This window comes from Niallia sp. Sow4_A1 (assembly GCF_052116745.1).
GTDB lineage: Bacteria > Bacillota > Bacilli > Bacillales > Cytobacillaceae > Niallia > Niallia hominis.
Genome location: NZ_JBQKKM010000033.1, coordinates 1 through 17,308 on the forward strand (window position 1 = coordinate 1; position 17,308 = coordinate 17,308).

General features: G+C 36.4%; 17 protein-coding genes. All 17 read right to left on the reverse strand.

The window, feature by feature from the left end; all coding sequences use genetic code 11:
* Window positions 1–554 precede the first annotated feature (554 nt).
* The 17 genes from lysS to ACTQ5K_RS17030 all read right to left on the reverse strand — a co-directional run bounded on the left by lysS (window position 555) and on the right by ACTQ5K_RS17030 (window position 17,295).
* Window positions 555–2,045 (reverse strand): lysine--tRNA ligase, encoded by a 1,491-nt coding sequence (gene lysS, locus ACTQ5K_RS16950; RefSeq protein WP_031537161.1) that lies wholly within the window; start codon window positions 2,043–2,045, stop codon window positions 555–557.
* A 190-nt stretch (window positions 2,046–2,235) separates the two neighbouring features.
* Window positions 2,236–3,237, reverse strand: a complete 1,002-nt coding sequence (gene dusB, locus ACTQ5K_RS16955) for a tRNA dihydrouridine synthase DusB (protein ID WP_031537160.1) — start codon at window positions 3,235–3,237, stop codon at window positions 2,236–2,238.
* 26 nt (window positions 3,238–3,263) lie between these two features.
* Window positions 3,264–3,479 carry a helix-turn-helix domain-containing protein gene (locus tag ACTQ5K_RS16960; protein ID WP_031537159.1) on the reverse strand — a complete coding sequence of 72 codons (216 nt, stop codon included), beginning with the start codon at window positions 3,477–3,479 and terminating at the stop codon, window positions 3,264–3,266.
* Window positions 3,428–3,955, reverse strand: coding sequence for a 2-amino-4-hydroxy-6-hydroxymethyldihydropteridine diphosphokinase (gene folK / locus ACTQ5K_RS16965; RefSeq protein ID WP_031537158.1), 528 nt, complete (start codon window positions 3,953–3,955; stop codon window positions 3,428–3,430). The genes ACTQ5K_RS16960 and folK overlap by 52 nt, the downstream gene beginning before the upstream one ends.
* Entirely contained in the window at window positions 3,952–4,317 is a 366-nt protein-coding gene (gene folB / locus ACTQ5K_RS16970; RefSeq protein WP_031537157.1) for a dihydroneopterin aldolase, read from the reverse strand. Before folB ends, folK begins: the two co-directional genes overlap by 4 nt.
* The gene (folP, locus tag ACTQ5K_RS16975; protein ID WP_031537155.1) at window positions 4,310–5,143 is read right to left on the reverse strand and encodes a dihydropteroate synthase; all 834 of its coding nucleotides are present in this window, start codon (window positions 5,141–5,143) and stop codon (window positions 4,310–4,312) included. The genes folB and folP overlap by 8 nt, the downstream gene beginning before the upstream one ends.
* A complete protein-coding gene (pabC, locus tag ACTQ5K_RS16980; protein ID WP_031537154.1) occupies window positions 5,140–6,012 on the reverse strand; it encodes an aminodeoxychorismate lyase in 873 nt (290 codons plus the stop codon). Before pabC ends, folP begins: the two co-directional genes overlap by 4 nt.
* 1 nt (window position 6,013) lies before the next feature.
* The gene (gene pabA / locus ACTQ5K_RS16985; protein ID WP_031537153.1) at window positions 6,014–6,598 is read right to left on the reverse strand and encodes an aminodeoxychorismate/anthranilate synthase component II; all 585 of its coding nucleotides are present in this window, start codon (window positions 6,596–6,598) and stop codon (window positions 6,014–6,016) included.
* Window positions 6,595–8,007 (reverse strand): anthranilate synthase component I family protein, encoded by a 1,413-nt coding sequence (locus ACTQ5K_RS16990; RefSeq protein ID WP_035416381.1) that lies wholly within the window; start codon window positions 8,005–8,007, stop codon window positions 6,595–6,597. The genes pabA and ACTQ5K_RS16990 overlap by 4 nt, the downstream gene beginning before the upstream one ends.
* A gap of 167 nt (window positions 8,008–8,174) precedes the next feature.
* Window positions 8,175–9,110, reverse strand: coding sequence for a cysteine synthase A (cysK, locus tag ACTQ5K_RS16995; RefSeq protein WP_031537151.1), 936 nt, complete (start codon window positions 9,108–9,110; stop codon window positions 8,175–8,177).
* 327 nt (window positions 9,111–9,437) lie between these two features.
* Window positions 9,438–10,316 (reverse strand): Hsp33 family molecular chaperone HslO, encoded by an 879-nt coding sequence (gene hslO / locus ACTQ5K_RS17000; protein WP_048718397.1) that lies wholly within the window; start codon window positions 10,314–10,316, stop codon window positions 9,438–9,440.
* Between the two features lie 78 nt (window positions 10,317–10,394).
* A complete protein-coding gene (locus tag ACTQ5K_RS17005; RefSeq protein WP_031537148.1) occupies window positions 10,395–11,171 on the reverse strand; it encodes a type III pantothenate kinase in 777 nt (258 codons plus the stop codon).
* Window positions 11,172–11,471: 300 nt separating this feature from the next.
* Entirely contained in the window at window positions 11,472–13,382 is a 1,911-nt protein-coding gene (gene ftsH, locus ACTQ5K_RS17010; RefSeq protein WP_048719108.1) for an ATP-dependent zinc metalloprotease FtsH, read from the reverse strand.
* A gap of 106 nt (window positions 13,383–13,488) precedes the next feature.
* Complete coding sequence (gene hpt, locus ACTQ5K_RS17015) at window positions 13,489–14,037, reverse strand: hypoxanthine phosphoribosyltransferase (protein WP_048719106.1); 549 nt, start codon at window positions 14,035–14,037, stop codon at window positions 13,489–13,491.
* A gap of 22 nt (window positions 14,038–14,059) precedes the next feature.
* Entirely contained in the window at window positions 14,060–15,442 is a 1,383-nt protein-coding gene (tilS, locus tag ACTQ5K_RS17020) for a tRNA lysidine(34) synthetase TilS (RefSeq protein WP_048719103.1), read from the reverse strand.
* Between the two features lie 148 nt (window positions 15,443–15,590).
* A complete protein-coding gene (locus ACTQ5K_RS17025) occupies window positions 15,591–16,592 on the reverse strand; it encodes a protein kinase domain-containing protein (RefSeq protein ID WP_031537144.1) in 1,002 nt (333 codons plus the stop codon).
* On the reverse strand, window positions 16,561–17,295 hold the full coding sequence (locus ACTQ5K_RS17030; RefSeq protein ID WP_031537143.1) for a vWA domain-containing protein: 735 nt from the start codon (window positions 17,293–17,295) through the stop codon (window positions 16,561–16,563). The genes ACTQ5K_RS17025 and ACTQ5K_RS17030 overlap by 32 nt, the downstream gene beginning before the upstream one ends.
* Window positions 17,296–17,308: the final 13 nt, after the last annotated feature.

Here is a 17,308-nt window from a genome sequence, read left to right on the forward strand (position 1 = left end):
TTGATTAGCTCATTGCTAAACTCTAGCTTTTTATTACTTGTTGTCATTCTATAACATTCGTTATAAAACGATTATTGTTGACGTTTGTTTGTTCAGTTTTCAAAGAGCAATTTGTTTCACGTCGTCATCGGCGACTTTTTAATATTATCAGAAGTCATTCTCGAAGTCAACATTTTTTTAAATTTCTTTTTTCTTTCATCATTGCTTGTTTCAGCAACGAATATTAATATACCACCGTTTCATACTCTATGCAACTACTTTTTAAAAGAAAAAATATTCTTATTATTTGATTACACGTTAATTCTTATAAATCTTTTAAAATAACAGTAAATACTCTACAAATACCGCTCTTAACCCCCCCCTTCGCTTTTACTATCTTCTATAGTGTATTGTCTACTTTAATTTGACTCCTTACCTCTTCCCTAACCCGCACTACCCCTACCACTTCTATTACATGACATTGTGCGAATCAATAGATATTAGAAGTCGAACATAACAACTATTTAAAGAAAATAAAAAACGTGGTACCTTTCTGCAGGTACCACGTCTCTGTATTAACGATGTCTCATTAACGGGAATAATAACACGTCTCTTATAGAAGGAGAATTAGTTAACAGCATAACAAGACGGTCAATGCCGATTCCTAACCCACCTGTAGGAGGCATTCCATATTCTAAAGCCTCTACAAAATCCTCATCCATTAAGTGTGCTTCATCATTTCCTTGCTCACGCTCTTTTAATTGTGCTTCAAATCTTTCTCTTTGATCAATTGGATCATTTAATTCAGTGAAGGCATTCGCATGCTCTCTTCCTACGATGAATAATTCAAATCGATCTGTAAAACGAGGGTCTTCCTCATTCTTCTTCGCTAATGGCGAAATTTCTAACGGATGTCCGTAAATGAATGTAGGCTGAATTAATTTTTCTTCTACTCTTTGCTCGAAGAACTCATTAACAATATGGCCATATGTCATATTATCATTAATCTCTATATTATTCTCTTTAGCTAATTTTCTTGCCTCTTCTACACTCATCTCCGGCCAGAAATCTACACCTGTGTATTGCTTAATTGCATCTACCATATGAAGTCTTGTCCATTCTGGCTTCAAATCGACTTGATAATCTCCATATGCTACTGTAGTAGAACCATGGATTTCTTGTGCAATATGAGCTACTAAATTTTCTGTAAGACTCATAATATCACGATAATCAGCATATGCTTCATAAAGCTCAATCATTGTAAATTCTGGATTATGTCTTGTTGATACACCTTCATTACGGAATACACGACCAATTTCATATACTTTTTCTAACCCACCAACTATTAATCTTTTAAGGTGAAGTTCAATAGCTATACGCATATATAAAGGCATATCTAACGCATTATGATGTGTTATAAAAGGACGTGCAGATGCTCCTCCTGCAATGGAATGCATCATCGGTGTTTCTACTTCTAAATAACCGTGGCTGTCTAAATAACGGCGCATAGATTGAATAATTTTACTGCGAAGAATAAATGTATGCTTACTTTCTTCACTTGAAATTAAATCTAAATAACGTTGACGATAACGTTGTTCAATATCTTTTAAACCATGGAATTTATCCGGTAACGGGCGCAACGCTTTTGTAAGTAGCGTGAAATCTTTTACTTTAACGGAAAGCTCCCCTACATTTGTTTTAAATAAAACACCCTCAACACCAACGATATCTCCTAAGTCTACAGCGTTGAAAATAGCATATTGCTCTTCTCCTACATTGTCTTTACGAACATATAGTTGAATTTGTCCTTCAAGATCTTGAATATGAGCAAACCCTGCTTTTCCTTTTCCTCTTTTCGTCATTACTCTACCAGCAATTGTTACAGTAATATTTTTTTCCTCTAGCTCTTCTTTCTCTAGAGATTCATATTGTTTTTTTAACCCTTCAGATAAATGAGTTCTATCAAAACGTTTACCAAACGGATCTATTCCTTGTTCGCGTAACTCATTCATTTTGTTACGTCTCACTAGTAATTGGTCATTTAAGTTTAATTCATCATGACTCATGCTTAATCATCTCCACTATCTTTTTATGTATGATCACCTAAAAAAGGAATCGTTCAATTTTATACATACTTTATTATTCTACACAATGTCACGTTTACAGACACTAAAAAAGAAAAAAAACTGTCAGATTTTTATCCAACAGCTTTATTTTTGCACATATTACAGGAAATTTAAACAGTTACCTTAAAAATTAACCTACTTGGATTTCGGTTTGTTCTTTCGCTTCCACTTCTAATACTAGTGCATTTAATAATGTTACTAACTGCTCTCTTGTTTCACATTGATTAACCGCAGTCCTTGCTTTTGCATTTCCTTTTATACCTTTTAAGTACCACGCAGCATGTTTTCGCATTTCTCTAACTGCTACATACTCACCTTTTAGGCTAATTAAACGATCCAGATGAAGAATACACACATCTATCTTCTCGCGAACAGATGGATCACCCACTAATTTTCCAGTTTCTAAATACTTAACTGTACTATAAATCATCCACGGATTCCCTAGTGCTGCTCTCCCAATCATTACCCCATCACAGCCCGTCTCATCTAACATTTTTTTCGCATCTAGGGGTGTTTTCACATCGCCATTTCCCAATAAAGGAATATTAATCGATTGTTTTACTTCACGGATAATATCCCAATTTGCTGTTCCTTCATATAATTGAACACGCGTGCGACCATGCAATGCAACGGCTGCTCCGCCTGCCTTTTCAACCGCCTGAGCATTTCTAACCGCATATATATGGTCTTCATCCCATCCCATACGCATTTTGACCGTTACTGGTTTATCTACATTTTCTACAACCGCAGAAACCATATCATAGATTTTATCTGGATCCAACAACCATCTAGCACCCGCATCACATTTTGTAATCTTCGGCACAGGACAGCCCATATTAATATCGATAATATCCGCATTGGTATTTTTATCAACAAATTGTGCCGCTTCCACTAGCGTTTCTTTTTCTCCACCAAAAATTTGTAAGCTTAATGGGTTTTCCCGCTCGTCTATATAAAGCATATCCATCGTTTTCTTATTCTTTAAAACAATCCCTTTATCACTTATCATCTCCGCACAAACAAGACCAGCTCCAAATTCTTTCACTGTTAAACGAAATGCAGAATTTGAAATTCCTGCCATTGGTGCAAGTACAACACGGTTGCTTATTTCAACATTTCCTATTTTAAACAAACTTTTACCTCCTTGATGGGCAGTGCTTATTTACTTTGATGTGGATCTAATTCTTCTCTTGTTATCTTTAGCACACCTACAATAGAATCAATCATCTCTTCCGAAGGCATACGATTACCTCGTTCAATCTCCCCTAAAATAGAAACAGAAACAAGTAGCTCTTTTGCTAGACTTTCCTGTGTATATCCTTTTAGCTTTCGAAAAGCTCGAATACGTCTTCCCCATTTTTCTGTTGTTTCCATACCCTTACTCCTTCTCTATCTGGCAAAAGCTTCAAACTTTCTTTTAAACGCATTGATTTATTCGGTAACTTTATGTCTGGAGCAATTTCTATTAGCGGAACTAAAACAAATGCTCGCTCTTCTATTCTCGGATGTGGAATTATTAGCTTATCTGATACTATATTTTCGTGATTATACAATAAAATGTCAAGGTCTATTGTTCTAGGACCCCATCGAATTATCCTTTTTCTCCCAAGTTCGTTTTCGATACTTTGGCATTTCTCTAATACCGAAGAAGGATTTAATGATGTTTCAATCTGTACAACAATATTCAAAAATAGTGCTTGTTCCTCATATCCTACTGGGTCGGTCTCATAAACAGAGGAAATGTTTACCACTTTAATTTGCTTATGATTATGAAGCATTTGTACAGCCTCGCGTAAGTATTCCAATCGATTGCCTATATTTGAGCCTAATGATAAGTAAACATTATTCATCCTTTTCTGCTCCTCGTAATTTCAACAGCAACCGATTTATAATGACCTGGAATTGGAGGATCTGGTTTAATAATACGAACGGTAATACTTTCAATAAGGGAATAAGATACCAAAAGCTTCTTTGCTATATTTTCTGCAACTGCTTCTATTAATTGATATGGCTTACCTTCAACAATTTCCTTCACGTCAAAGAAAAGCTGGCCATAATTAACCGAATATTGTAAGTCATCTGTTTCTCCAGCCTTCGCTAAATCCACTTCTACTTGTAAATCTACGATAAAACGCTGACCTAACTTATTCTCTTCTTTAAATACTCCATGATATCCATAGAACTCCATTTGGTTTAATATTATCTTATCCACCGTATTCTCCCTTTCCCATTAAAGCATCCATCATACGAGCCATGCGTGTCATTTCTTTCACATCATGGACACGAATAATATGGCATCCTTTTTGAATACCATAGCAAATAGTAGCCCCTGTTCCTTCTACTCTTTCCGTTACAGGTAAATTTAACACATTCCCAATCAATGATTTTCTTGAAGTTGCAAGCAGCACAGGATACCCCATATCAACAAGCTTATCTAACCCGCGCATCATTTCTATGTTTCTGTTTAAATCCTTCGCGAAGCCAATACCTGGATCAAGAATAATATTATCAAAAGGGACCCCCGCTGCCTTTGCAATCTCAATACTATCCTGCAAGTCAGCTACTACCTCTTCTAAAAAAGACGAGTAGTTAAGATTATCCCTATTATGCATTAAAATAATTGGAGCTTGAAATTCAGCTGCAACGGACGCCATTTTTGGGTCTCTTTTTGCTCCCCATATATCATTGATAATATGCGCTCCTGCTTGCAAAGCCTGTCTCGCTACTTCTCCTTTATATGTATCAATTGATAAAGGAACATCTACCTCTCCCGTTAATCGCTCAATAATAGGAATTACTCGCTCTAATTCTTCTTCGATTGAAATTTCTGTATAGCCAGGTCTTGTAGATTCTCCGCCGATATCGATAATATCCGCCCCATCCTCTACCATCTGACGAGCGTGGTTTAATGCTGTTTCAACTTTGTTAAATTTACCGCCATCAGAAAAGGAATCAGGATTTACATTTAAAATACCCATTACCATTGTTTTTTGTTCAAAATCCAATGTGTACGGACCACATGCTATTTTATTTATCATTCCTTTATTCCTCCTAGCTCTTCTTTCGACCATAATTGAGTGGAATGCTTTCTATATTCCTTATAAAGCTTAGCAACAACCTTGCCTTCTACTCCTTTATAGTCATATCCATCTATTTTTTTTATTGGGATGATTTCCTGAATAGAATTCGTTGCAAATACTTCTTCTGCACCTGCAAGCATAACCAACGGAAACATCCCCTCTTTTACTACTAAACCCATGCTCTTTGCAAGGCTTAAAACAAACTGTCTCGTAATTCCATTTAATATACCAGCTTGCAGGCTAGGAGTATAAAGCACTTCATTGATAACCCAAAAAAGATTGGAAGTTATTCCTTCAGCAACATAGCCTTCTTTTGTTAAAAAAAATCCTTCGATTGTCATATCTGCACCAATCTCTCGCTTCGCCAAGATATTATTAAAAAAATGATGAGATTTTAAGCGAAAAACCCCTTCTGGTGTATTTCTTGGAATCGTCACTACCTGTCCTATTTTTTCCGGCATCCCATTTGCTGGTGGAAGGGGTTTTATATACACGATTGTATTTGGTTCTAAATATGGATCTGTTTGAAGTCCTATCATTCCATTTCCAGCTGAAACATTCCAGCGAATATAAGCATTATTAATATTGTTTTTTTTCAATAGACTTTGAATAATAGCGACCACTTCTTCTCTTTCAAAAGATAATTGGATGTTCATCTCTTTTAAACCTTCATTTAACCTGCAAAGATGGTCATCTAATAGAAAAGGATGCCCCTCATATACACGAAATGTTTCAAATAAGCCTAGTCCATATATAAAGCCATGGTCAAAAACAGAGATAGCCGCTTCTTCCTCGCTAACAACCTGCCCATTTATGTACATAAACATTTTATTTCTTACTTCCTTCTTTATAATATTGAATAAAATTTTCCAATAACTCCATACCAATCTCTGTCATAATTGATTCTGGATGAAACTGCACCCCTTCAACTGGAAGTTCTTTATGTCTAATCCCCATGATTTCTCCTTCCTTTGTCCAAGCAGAGATTTCTAAACAAGAAGGCAATGTTTCCTTTTTCACAATCAAGGAATGATAACGTGTAGCGGAAAAAGGGTTAGGTAAGCCTTGAAAAATCGTTTTATTATCATGATAAATGAGAGAGGTTTTTCCATGCATTAAATTTGCTGCTTGTACAACCTCCCCTCCAAAAACCTGTCCAATTGCTTGATGACCCAAACATACTCCAAAGATTGGCATATCACCAGCAAAGGATTGAATTGCCTCTAAACTTATCCCTGCTTCATTAGGACTACACGGTCCTGGAGAAATCATCAAATATGCCGGATTTTCTTTTTTTATTTCCTCTAAAGAGGTTTCATCATTTCTTTTCACTTTTAATTCTTGCCCTAATGATCCTAGGTATTGCACAAGGTTATAAGTGAAAGAATCATAGTTATCAATCATATATATCATTTGCTGCCACCCAATTTCTCTTCAGCTAATTCTTTCGCATTCCAGAGTGCCCTAGCCTTTTTCATCGATTCTTTGTATTCATTTGCAGGGATGGAATCGATCACAATTCCTGCACCGGCTTGAACATATGCTCGGTTTTCCTTCACCAGCATCGTCCGTATCATAATATTTAGCTCTACATCATGATTATAACCAATCCACCCTAAAGAACCAGTATACGGTCCACGTCGAACTGGCTCTAGTTCTTCAATAATTTCCATCGTTCGTATCTTCGGTGCACCTGTAATCGTTCCACCTGGAAACATGCTATCAATGAGATCGTACTCATCTTTTTCTTCTGAAAGCTTTCCTTTTACATTAGATACAATATGCATCACATGGGAATACTTTTCGATTACCATAAATTCGTCTACTTGAACACTCCCATATGCACATACTCTTCCTAAATCATTTCTTTCTAGGTCGACTAGCATCACATGCTCTGCTCTTTCTTTTTCACTCTCCATCAATTCATTAGCAAGAGCTATATCCTCAGCATCGTTTTCCCCCCGTGATCGCGTTCCAGCTATCGGTCGTGTACTCACTTCCTGTCCCTTCTTTTTAACTAGAAGCTCTGGTGAACCACTTACTAACTGAAACTCTGGTGTATGGAAATAGCCCATGTATGGAGAAGGATTCAAAACCCTCAGTTGTCTGTAGACCTCGAGCGCAGATACATGCAAAGGCTTGGCTTGCCGAACGGATAAGTTAACTTGGAATGCGTCTCCCGCGGAAATATATTGCTGAATCTTGCGAACGGATTGTTGGAATTCATTATCTTCAATCGATACCTTCAGACCCTCAGATTTCCCAATATTCCCATGCGGATATTCGGTTTTATTCTCTTCTGCCCATCCCTTTGCATAGGTTTTTATTTTATCCTGAATGAAAGCTAGCTGATCTTCTACATATAAACCAGAAATCCATAGCTTATTTTCTTCATGATCATAAGTAAACCACTCTTCAAATAATAAAAAGAATACATCAGGAATATTTAAGTCATCCTTTGTCTGGTTAGGAATTTTTTCGATATACCGAATATAATCGTAACTAATAAACCCAAGCGCACCCCCTTGAAAATCAGGTAGCTCCGATTTAGACTCAACAACATATTGATTCATTACTTCTTTTATTGCATGAAGTGGATTCCCTTTGATGAATCTAGTTCCCTGCTCATCTATCACTTCTAAACGATGATATCTACCGATCATTTTTACAACTGGTGAAAAAGCACCAATGCTATACCTTCCACCGCGACCGCTTTCTAATAAAACATAATGTGATTCACCTTCCGCAAGGGATAAAAATTGCTTAAAGAACTGCTCATATGTCAGAGAAATCGTCTTACTATATATCTTGTAATTCTTCAATCAGGTTTCTCTCCTTCAACATTTATCTGTTCTCATCATACAGGATACATAAAGTAAAATACAAAAAAATCACGTATCTATTTACGCAATTTTTTAATACTACTTTTTATATAAAAAAGCAAAAAAGCCCCCTTGAAGGGAGGCATTTTACTTTTTAACTTTTATGCTTATTCTTCATCAAACTGATAAAGAGGTGTGCTTAGGTAGCGTTCTCCGTTACTTGGGATAATTGCTAATACTTTTTTCCCTTTTCCTAACTCTTTCGCTACTTGTAAAGCGGCATAAATAGCCGCACCAGAAGAAATACCACCTAACACGCCTTCTTCCTTCCCTGCACGACGAGCATACTCAAATGCTTGTTCTGTCGAAACTTGAATAATCCCTTCATACACTTCACTATTTAGAATATCTGGAACAAACCCAGCACCGATACCTTGAATTTTATGAGGACCTGGCTTACCGCCTGATAAAACGGGAGAATCAGCAGGCTCTACTGCATAAATTTTGATATCTTTATATTTTTCCTTTAATACTTCCCCAGCACCAGTGATTGTTCCGCCTGTACCAATACCAGCAATAAACGCATCTAAACCTTCGTCACCGAAAGCATCAATTATTTCTGGTCCTGTTGTTAATCTATGTACTTCAGGATTAGAAATATTTTTAAATTGTTGCGGGATAAAATAGCCGTTTTCTTTTGCTAATTCCTCTGCTTTACGAATAGCTCCACCCATACCTTCTGGTCCCGGTGTTAATACTAATTCAGCTCCGTAAGCTTTCAATAATCTCCGGCGTTCCATACTCATTGTTTCTGGCATAACTAAAATCGCACGATAACCTTTTGCTGCAGCGACCATAGCAAGACCAATTCCTGTATTTCCGCTAGTAGGCTCAATAATTGTGCTGCCAGCCTTTAAGTCCCCACTTTTTTCAGCTGCTTCAATCATTGCAAGCGCAATACGGTCTTTTACACTGCTGCCTGGGTTCATGTATTCTAATTTTAAATAAACGTCTGCACTGGACTCATCTTCTACTAAACGGTTTAATTTAACAATAGGTGTTCCACCGATAAGATCGACTACAGAATTTGCGATTTTTGACATTTTCTATCTCCCCTTATTATTCCGAGTATTTTAATTGGTTTTATAATATTAATTTATCAAATAACACCATCATTTGTCAATCAATATGTTTGTATTTTCCGAAAATTAATCATTCAAACATACGCAACGTTATTGTAGAAATTTTCGCAATACCTCATCTATTAAAGGCATCTTTGTCGCTCTCTCCTCCAGCAATATATGTTTTTATCCTACTTTACTATTTATAAAACGACACCGTTCACCATACTACCTTTATAAACATAAAAAAACAGCCTCCAGATATGATTTTTAGCAAACCATTCTTTGAGACTGCCTAATCTTAGTTTCTTACTTTGCTTCTTCTAGCATTTTTTCTAATTCTTCTTTAGCGAATATATATTTCTCATTACAGAAATGACATTCTACTTCTGCTTGACCATCTGTTTTAATTATATCTTCAATTTCCGCTTGGCCTAAACTGATTATTGCATGAGAAAATCTCTCTTTTGAGCATGTACATGTAAACGAAATGGGCATTTTTTCGATTACTTTTACATTGTCCTGCCCACAAATTTCTTCAAGAAGTTCCTCTGGAGTTAAGCCTTTTTCAATTAATTTAGATATTGGCGGAATTTCACTCAATCGTTTTTCAATCTTCGTAATCGTTTCATCTTGCGCACCAGGCATTAATTGAATAATAAAACCTCCAGCAGCCAAGATACTATTATCTGGATTCACTAATACTCCTACTCCAACAGAAGATGGTACCTGTTCAGAATTAAATAGATAATAAGTAAAATCTTCTCCAAGCTCTCCAGAAACGATTGGAACTTGCCCTGTAAAGTAATCACGCATCCCGATATCTTTTACAACTGACAATGTCCCTTCTGTTCCAACAGCTCTTCTTACATCTAATTTTCCATGCTCATTTAAGTCAAAATGCACTTGAGGGTTGCTAACATATCCACGCACCTCTCCTTTTGCATTACCATCTACCAGAATAAGACCAATTGGTCCACCACCATTGATTTTTACCGTTAATTTTTGATCTCCTTTAAGCATAGCTCCTAGCATCGCTGTTGCTGTTAAAGATCTACCTAAAGCAGCGGAAGCAGTTGGCCAAGTATGGTGTCTTCTTTGACCTTCTCCTACTGTTTCTGTACTTCTTACTGCATACGCACGAACTTCCCCATCAAACGCTAACGCTTTTACTAAATAATCACTCATAATTTACTCCTTTGTCTTCTAGCAATTAATCAACGGATTCATTATTCCGTTAAATAGCTCAAGTATGAACTTCTCTGTTTATTTTAGTGTATCCTTATTTTTTTTATAAATAAGCTGTAATCCCTTTAATGTAAGAAACGGATCAATTTCATCAATAATGTTTGATTCTTTTGCTATAAGATTTGCTAATCCTCCTGTAGCAATGACTTTAGGCTGAACTGCACTTTCTTCTTTCATTCTCTTAACAATCCCTTCAACCTGCCCTACATAGCCGAAAAGAATCCCTGATTGCATGGCAGAAACGGTATTTTTACCAATAACCCCCTCAGGACGTGCGATTTCAATCCTCGGCAGTTTAGCCGCTTTAGAATACAGAGCCTCTGTAGCAATATTAATTCCTGGTGCTATCGCTCCACCCATATATTGCTTTTGCTCATTTATATAGCAGAAAGTTGTAGCTGTACCGAAATCTACCACAATCAACGGACTTCCATATTCATGTATCGCCGCGACTGCGTTGACAATGCGGTCCGCTCCTACTTCCTTAGGATTATCATACTTTATGTTTAAACCTGTTTTCGTTCCTGGACCAACCACTAACGGTTTCAACTGAAAATACTTTTGGCACATTCTTTCCAAAGAAAACATGATAGGAGGAACAACAGATGAAATAACGATCCCAGTAATATCGGAAAAGGTTAAACCAACATGGTCGAATAAAGATTTAATAATCATACCATATTCATCTTCCGTTTTATAACGATTCGTTTCAATTCTCCAATGATGCTTTAATTCTTCCTTATCATATACACCTAATACTATATTTGTATTTCCAATATCAAAGACAAAAATCATTATGGTCACCACTTTTTTATTAATTTCATTCGGTAAAATCCCATTTCATATAGCTCTGCTTACTATATCATCTAAATTCTATAGCCCTGAGAAAGTGCTTTTCTAGAAAAGCACCATACAAAGAACTCACTTTCCTAAAGCCATAAATAAACGGTCTTTTCCAATACTGGACATATCATAACACACAACAGGAAAGAGACAAAGTGTAAAGCAACGGTTGCTTATAAAAGCTATTTTTATATTTTACGATACAGACAAAAAAAGGGTACGCTTTACGCGTACCCTTTCCTAGATGAACAATTACTCGTTTCGGTCATCTTTTTTGTTAATATTTACCTTCACATCATCTGAACCTAAAGTCGTATCAGCTTTAATCGTACGATCAGGTAAGACACCATCTTTGTAAAGGCTATTGATTTGTTCAGCATCCAATGTCTCTATTTCCAGAAGTGTTTCGGCGATTAGGTTCAACTTCTCACGATTTTCTGTAAGAATTTGTTTCGCTCTTTCATAACACTCTTTTATGATTCGTTGAATTTCTAAATCAATATCATATGCAATTGCATCAGAATAATTTTGTTCATTATTTAAATCTCTACCTAGGAACACTTGGCTTTGTGCTTGACCGAATTGTAATGGTCCAAGCTTATCACTCATTCCATACTCTGTTACCATCTTACGAGCAATACCTGTAGCTCTTTGGAAATCATTATGTGCTCCAGTACTTACTTCACCAAATACGATATCCTCTGCCACACGACCACCAAGTAATCCAGTAATCTTATCAAGAAGCTCTTGCTTGGTCATTAAGAAACGATCTTCCTTAGGAAGCATAACTGCATACCCACCAGCTTGACCTCTAGGTACGATTGTTACTTTATGAACCATATCAGCCTCATCTAACACAACACCGATAATTGTATGACCTGCTTCATGGTAAGAAACAATATTTCTTTCTTTTTTAGAAACAACTCGGCTTTTCTTGGAAGGTCCAGCAATAACACGGTCTGTTGCCTCATCCATGTCTTCCATATCAATTTTCTTCTTATCAGCTCTCGCTGCAACAAGCGCTGCTTCATTTAGAAGATTTTCTAAATCAGCTCCAGAAAATCCTGGTGTACGCTGAGCAATGCTTTTTAGATTGACAGACTCATCTAAAGGCTTATTACGAGCATGTACACGTAAAACTGCCTCACGACCATTAACATCTGGTCTGTCAACTGTAATTTGTCGGTCAAAACGACCTGGACGTAATAATGCAGGGTCTAAAATATCAGGACGGTTTGTAGCAGCGATAATAATGATACCTTCGTTTGCACCGAATCCATCCATTTCAACTAATAATTGGTTTAAGGTTTGTTCACGTTCATCGTGTCCTCCACCTAAACCAGCTCCACGCTGACGACCAACTGCATCTATTTCATCAATAAAGATAATACAAGGAGCATTTTTCTTCGCATTTTCGAATAAATCACGAACACGTGAAGCCCCTACCCCTACAAACATTTCTACGAAGTCAGAACCACTGATGGAGAAAAAAGGTACGCCAGCTTCTCCTGCAACCGCTCTAGCAAGTAGTGTTTTACCTGTTCCTGGAGGTCCATTAAGAAGGACTCCTTTTGGTATTCTAGCACCTAGCTCAGCAAATTTACGTGGATCTTTTAAGAATTCCACAACTTCTACTAGTTCTTGCTTTTCTTCGTCGGCTCCTGCTACATCATTAAAGCGAACTTTTTTCTTTTCTTCATTGTAAAGCTTTGCCTTACTTTTACCAAAGTTCATTACTCGGCCGCCGCCGCCACCTTGGGCTTGATTGAGCAAGAAGAAAAATAAGATGAAAATAATCACAAACGGGATAATTGAAGTAAAGAATGTGATCCATCCGCTTGTTTCTTGCGCTGGCTGCACATCAATATTGGAACCTTCTGTAGCAGCTTTCAAGATCACTTGAGCATTTGTTTCATTGTTTGTTACATAAGAAACAAATGTTTCATTTTCTTTGTAGCCCTTTAATTTCCCTCGTACTTCAAGTACACCTCTTTCAGGCTGCTGCGTTATTTCTGCAACATCACCAGCTTCAAGGTGATTTATTAATTCAGTATATGTTAATTGCTTGGTAGGCTGATTATTTCCATTGAAAAAACTAACCACACCGATAATTACTAAAAAGATTAATAAATAAAAAATGGTATTACGAAAAATACGGTTCATCCCTTACCTCCTCCCACGGTAAACAAACTATAGAGTATAGTAACATAGAAAATTAAGTAAATTCAAGGAATTACCCTTTCTGGATCTGAATTCCTTTCTTTTATCCTTATTTACTATCACTTGCATAAACTTCCGGTTTTAAAACACCAATATAAGGTAGATTACGATATTTTTCTGCGTAGTCTAATCCATACCCCACAACAAAAGCGTCTGGCACGTTAAATCCTACATAATCTGCTTCAAGATCCGTTTTTCTACCAGAAGGTTTATCAAGAAGAGTCACAATTTTGATTGATTTTGCTTTACGATAACGGAACAACTCTACAAGATAACTTAATGTTAATCCACTATCAATAATATCCTCAATAATTAGTATGTCTCTTCCTTCAACAGAAGTATCCAAATCTTTTAAAATTTTTACTTCTCCAGAAGAAACAGTAGAGTTACCATAACTTGACACATCCATAAAATCCATCTCTAGGTATGTATCCACTCGCTTTAAAAGATCGGCCATAAAGGGCATAGCACCTTTTAACACTCCAATTGCCAAAGGAAATTTATCTTGATATTCCTCTGTAAGTTGAAAAGCCAAATCCTTGATTTTACCTTGTATTTCTTCTTCAGATATCAATATTTTTTCAATATCGTGTTTCATTTCTTGTGTGCCCCCTAGAAGATCATTGCTTTTTATATGTTATTAATAGATTACTACCACTATTCGTATTACTATGAGAATATATCGATTTTTTTAGTCCAGGTATCCAAAGAATTTCACCATTACTATCCGTAATAATTGGCCAATTCTCTCTTTCATGGATTGGAATCTTCTCATCGATAAAAATGCGGTTCACTTTTTTCTTACCATCCATCCCTTTTAAATGGATTCTATCGCCAGCGCTTCTTGTACGGATAATAAGAGGGAAGGAAATAGAAGAATCCAAAAGAATACAATGATTATCAGTATGATGTTCACCGTCTATATATTCTACCTTAATATTATACCCATTTGGTAATAATAACTCTCCCATTTTTGATAATTCATAATAAAAGGATTTTGTTGGAGAAAAATTAAGCTGAAAATGAAGATAATGGTACGACTTTTTCACTTTCAGACCATTCGGGAGATCAATATTTCCAGAAGAATGAGGACTCTTAAGTAATATCATCATTTGCTCAGTATGTAATGCGGATAATGAAATAGGCATCTCGTCATAGAGATAATTTAATATTAGTTGAATACATCTTCTTTGTAAAGGAATAGCTATTGAAAGAAATCGATTAATATCAACTACTGCTTCCTGTTCTCGTTTTTCGACTAATATAAATGAAAGCCTTTCTTCTGCCTGCTCCATTAAATAAGCTTCATCGTCTGCTAATTCTTCACTAAACCGCTGGAAATGCTTTGCCGCGTGTATGTTTTCTTTTTTCAAAAAGGGCACAACATACTTTCTATATCGATTGCGGCTGTATGTGTCTTTTTCATTGCTTGGATCTCTTCTTGGATTTAAATTATGTACTTTACAATATTCCTCAATGTCGTCCCTTTCTAAACATAAAAAGGGACGAATAATATTTCCTGCTCCGAAAGGACGGATAAAAGGAATTCCAGCTCTCGCCTTACCTGAACTCCCTCTCGTTAATCGCATCAGAATTGTTTCTATTTGATCATCACCATGATGACCTAGTGCTAAATAATCTACGTTATTTTCCCTCATCACTTTTTCATAGAAAGAATACCTACATTCTCTTGCAGCTTTTTGTGAATTCATCCCTGTTTTATTTATAAACTCAGGCAAATTTATTCTTTCCCAAGAAAAAGGGATATTTCTCTCTTCACAGAATAATTTCACAAATTCAGCCTCTTTAAGCGACTCCTCCCCTCGAAACATATGATCGACATGCCCGGCATACACAGTGATTTTCCATACTTCTTCCTTTGTCCATAAAAAATGAAGAAGCGCTAAAGAATCAGGTCCACCCGATACTCCAACTAAGATTTTTTTTCCTTCTAGGGTCACATTTTTTCTTTGCAGATAATTCGAAACTTGATCCTCAAACATTCTAATTACTTCCTTATCACTATCACTATTCTAGCAACACTCAGGTTATTACTTTTTCATCCGAGGTTGTAGTTACTATAGTCAAGGATATCACTTTTTTAAAAGTGATACCAAAGACTATTCTCTAAAATTGTTAAAATTCCTCTTTTCAAGTTAATTGACCATATATATACAAAATGTAACAAATGGAAATAAGAATAATGATAAGCATAGATTCAATCCAACCGGCTTTTTTCTTCTTTTTAACCATTTTGCTTCTTGTATTGGAAGTTTGGAGGTTTTGTCCTTTTACTTGTCGAGAAATATTTGCTTGAGATCCAGCTACTACTTTCCTTCTACTTGTGTTACCACCATTCGTTAATTTCAATAAATCAAATCGCATTTCCTTTGCACTTTGGTATTTTCCCGTTAATGCTTTTATAAGAATTCCTTCATAGCGAAGAAGTCCTTTTTTTTGCCGAATCATCGTTTGTAGCTGTTTTATTCCGCCTTCTGTTTTATTAAAGCGCTTTGGATGATATATATTTAGCATAATCATAGCAACTGCAAATAAATCATAGCTCGGCTCTGCCTTTCTGGTTCCCAATCCCCAGTAGCCTCTATCAAAGAACTCTGTAAATTCTTTAATTGCCCTTCCAATAATCGTTGTTCCGCCTACATCAATACATCTAATTTTCGTAGGTGGTCCTGTAATAATCAGATTCTCTGGCTTCAAATCTCCAAAAACCCAGTTGTTTTCATGGAGAACTTGTAAATCTTTTAATAATTGGATCATTAGTACATCAATCCATGAACCTTCCTTATTATGAATAAAGGCGAGTAAATCAGGTCCATTAATGTATTCCATTACATAAAAAGAGATATTCCCCTTATTTGTTACCCAATCATCCACATCTATTAAAGAAGGTCCAAGGCTATAACCTTGGACCTTTGCAAAGGACTTCAATACATTTACTTCGGAAGTTATAGATACGCTATTGTTGCTTAATTTTAAAGCAACTTTTCCTATTCGGGAATCTGCTAAAAAAACAGTGCCATTTGCTCCATAGCCAAGCTCCTTCAAGATGGTATATTGCTTGTTATGCCACTTTCCTTTTACTACCGTACCGCCGTTTATTTTAAATGGACTCTTCGAAGTATTCATCATCACTTGAAATCAAGCTCCTTAATGAGCGCTTATGCTTAAAGTAATAGACTGCTTCTTTTAAAGCTGGACCAGTTGGCGTAATTCCTCCTGTAGATAATTTCGGAAATATACTGGTTAGTGATTCTAAACGAGGAGTCCAATCCATTAATTTTTCGACATCTTTCTTTTTCCCGGGAAATACAAACACTGAATAACGATTCTCGCCAGAACGTGCATTCAAGCTTAGAGATAAATCAAGCAAAGCCTCTTTTACAGTTGGCAGTTTATGCTTCATGCTAGCGCTTGTATCTAGCAATACCAATACTTCAAGTTCAACTGTCTCTCCTAGTTCGTCAACAACCTCCATTACTTCTCCTCGCTTTTCCGGCGGAAGATCCTCCATTGTTTTCGAGGAACCTAATATTTGCTGAAGCTCTTTATTGACTACACCTTGGAGTGTTTGAGTCATTGCTTTTTTCGTAACCATTTGGACAGTCTGACTTAATTGCTGCGCATATACTATTTGGCTGACACCACCTCCAGAAAGTGCGATGCCTTCGATTTCCTTCATCCCCTGCTCGTCAATTGTATCTTGTTCCATTACTCCAATGACATTAACCGTAATTCCTTGTTCATTCGCTAACGCTGCCATCGCAATTGGATCTTCTCCTTTATTAGAACATCCATCTGTAATAAGCAGAACCTGCTTTAACGTACCTGTTTTCATAAATATCTCCCCT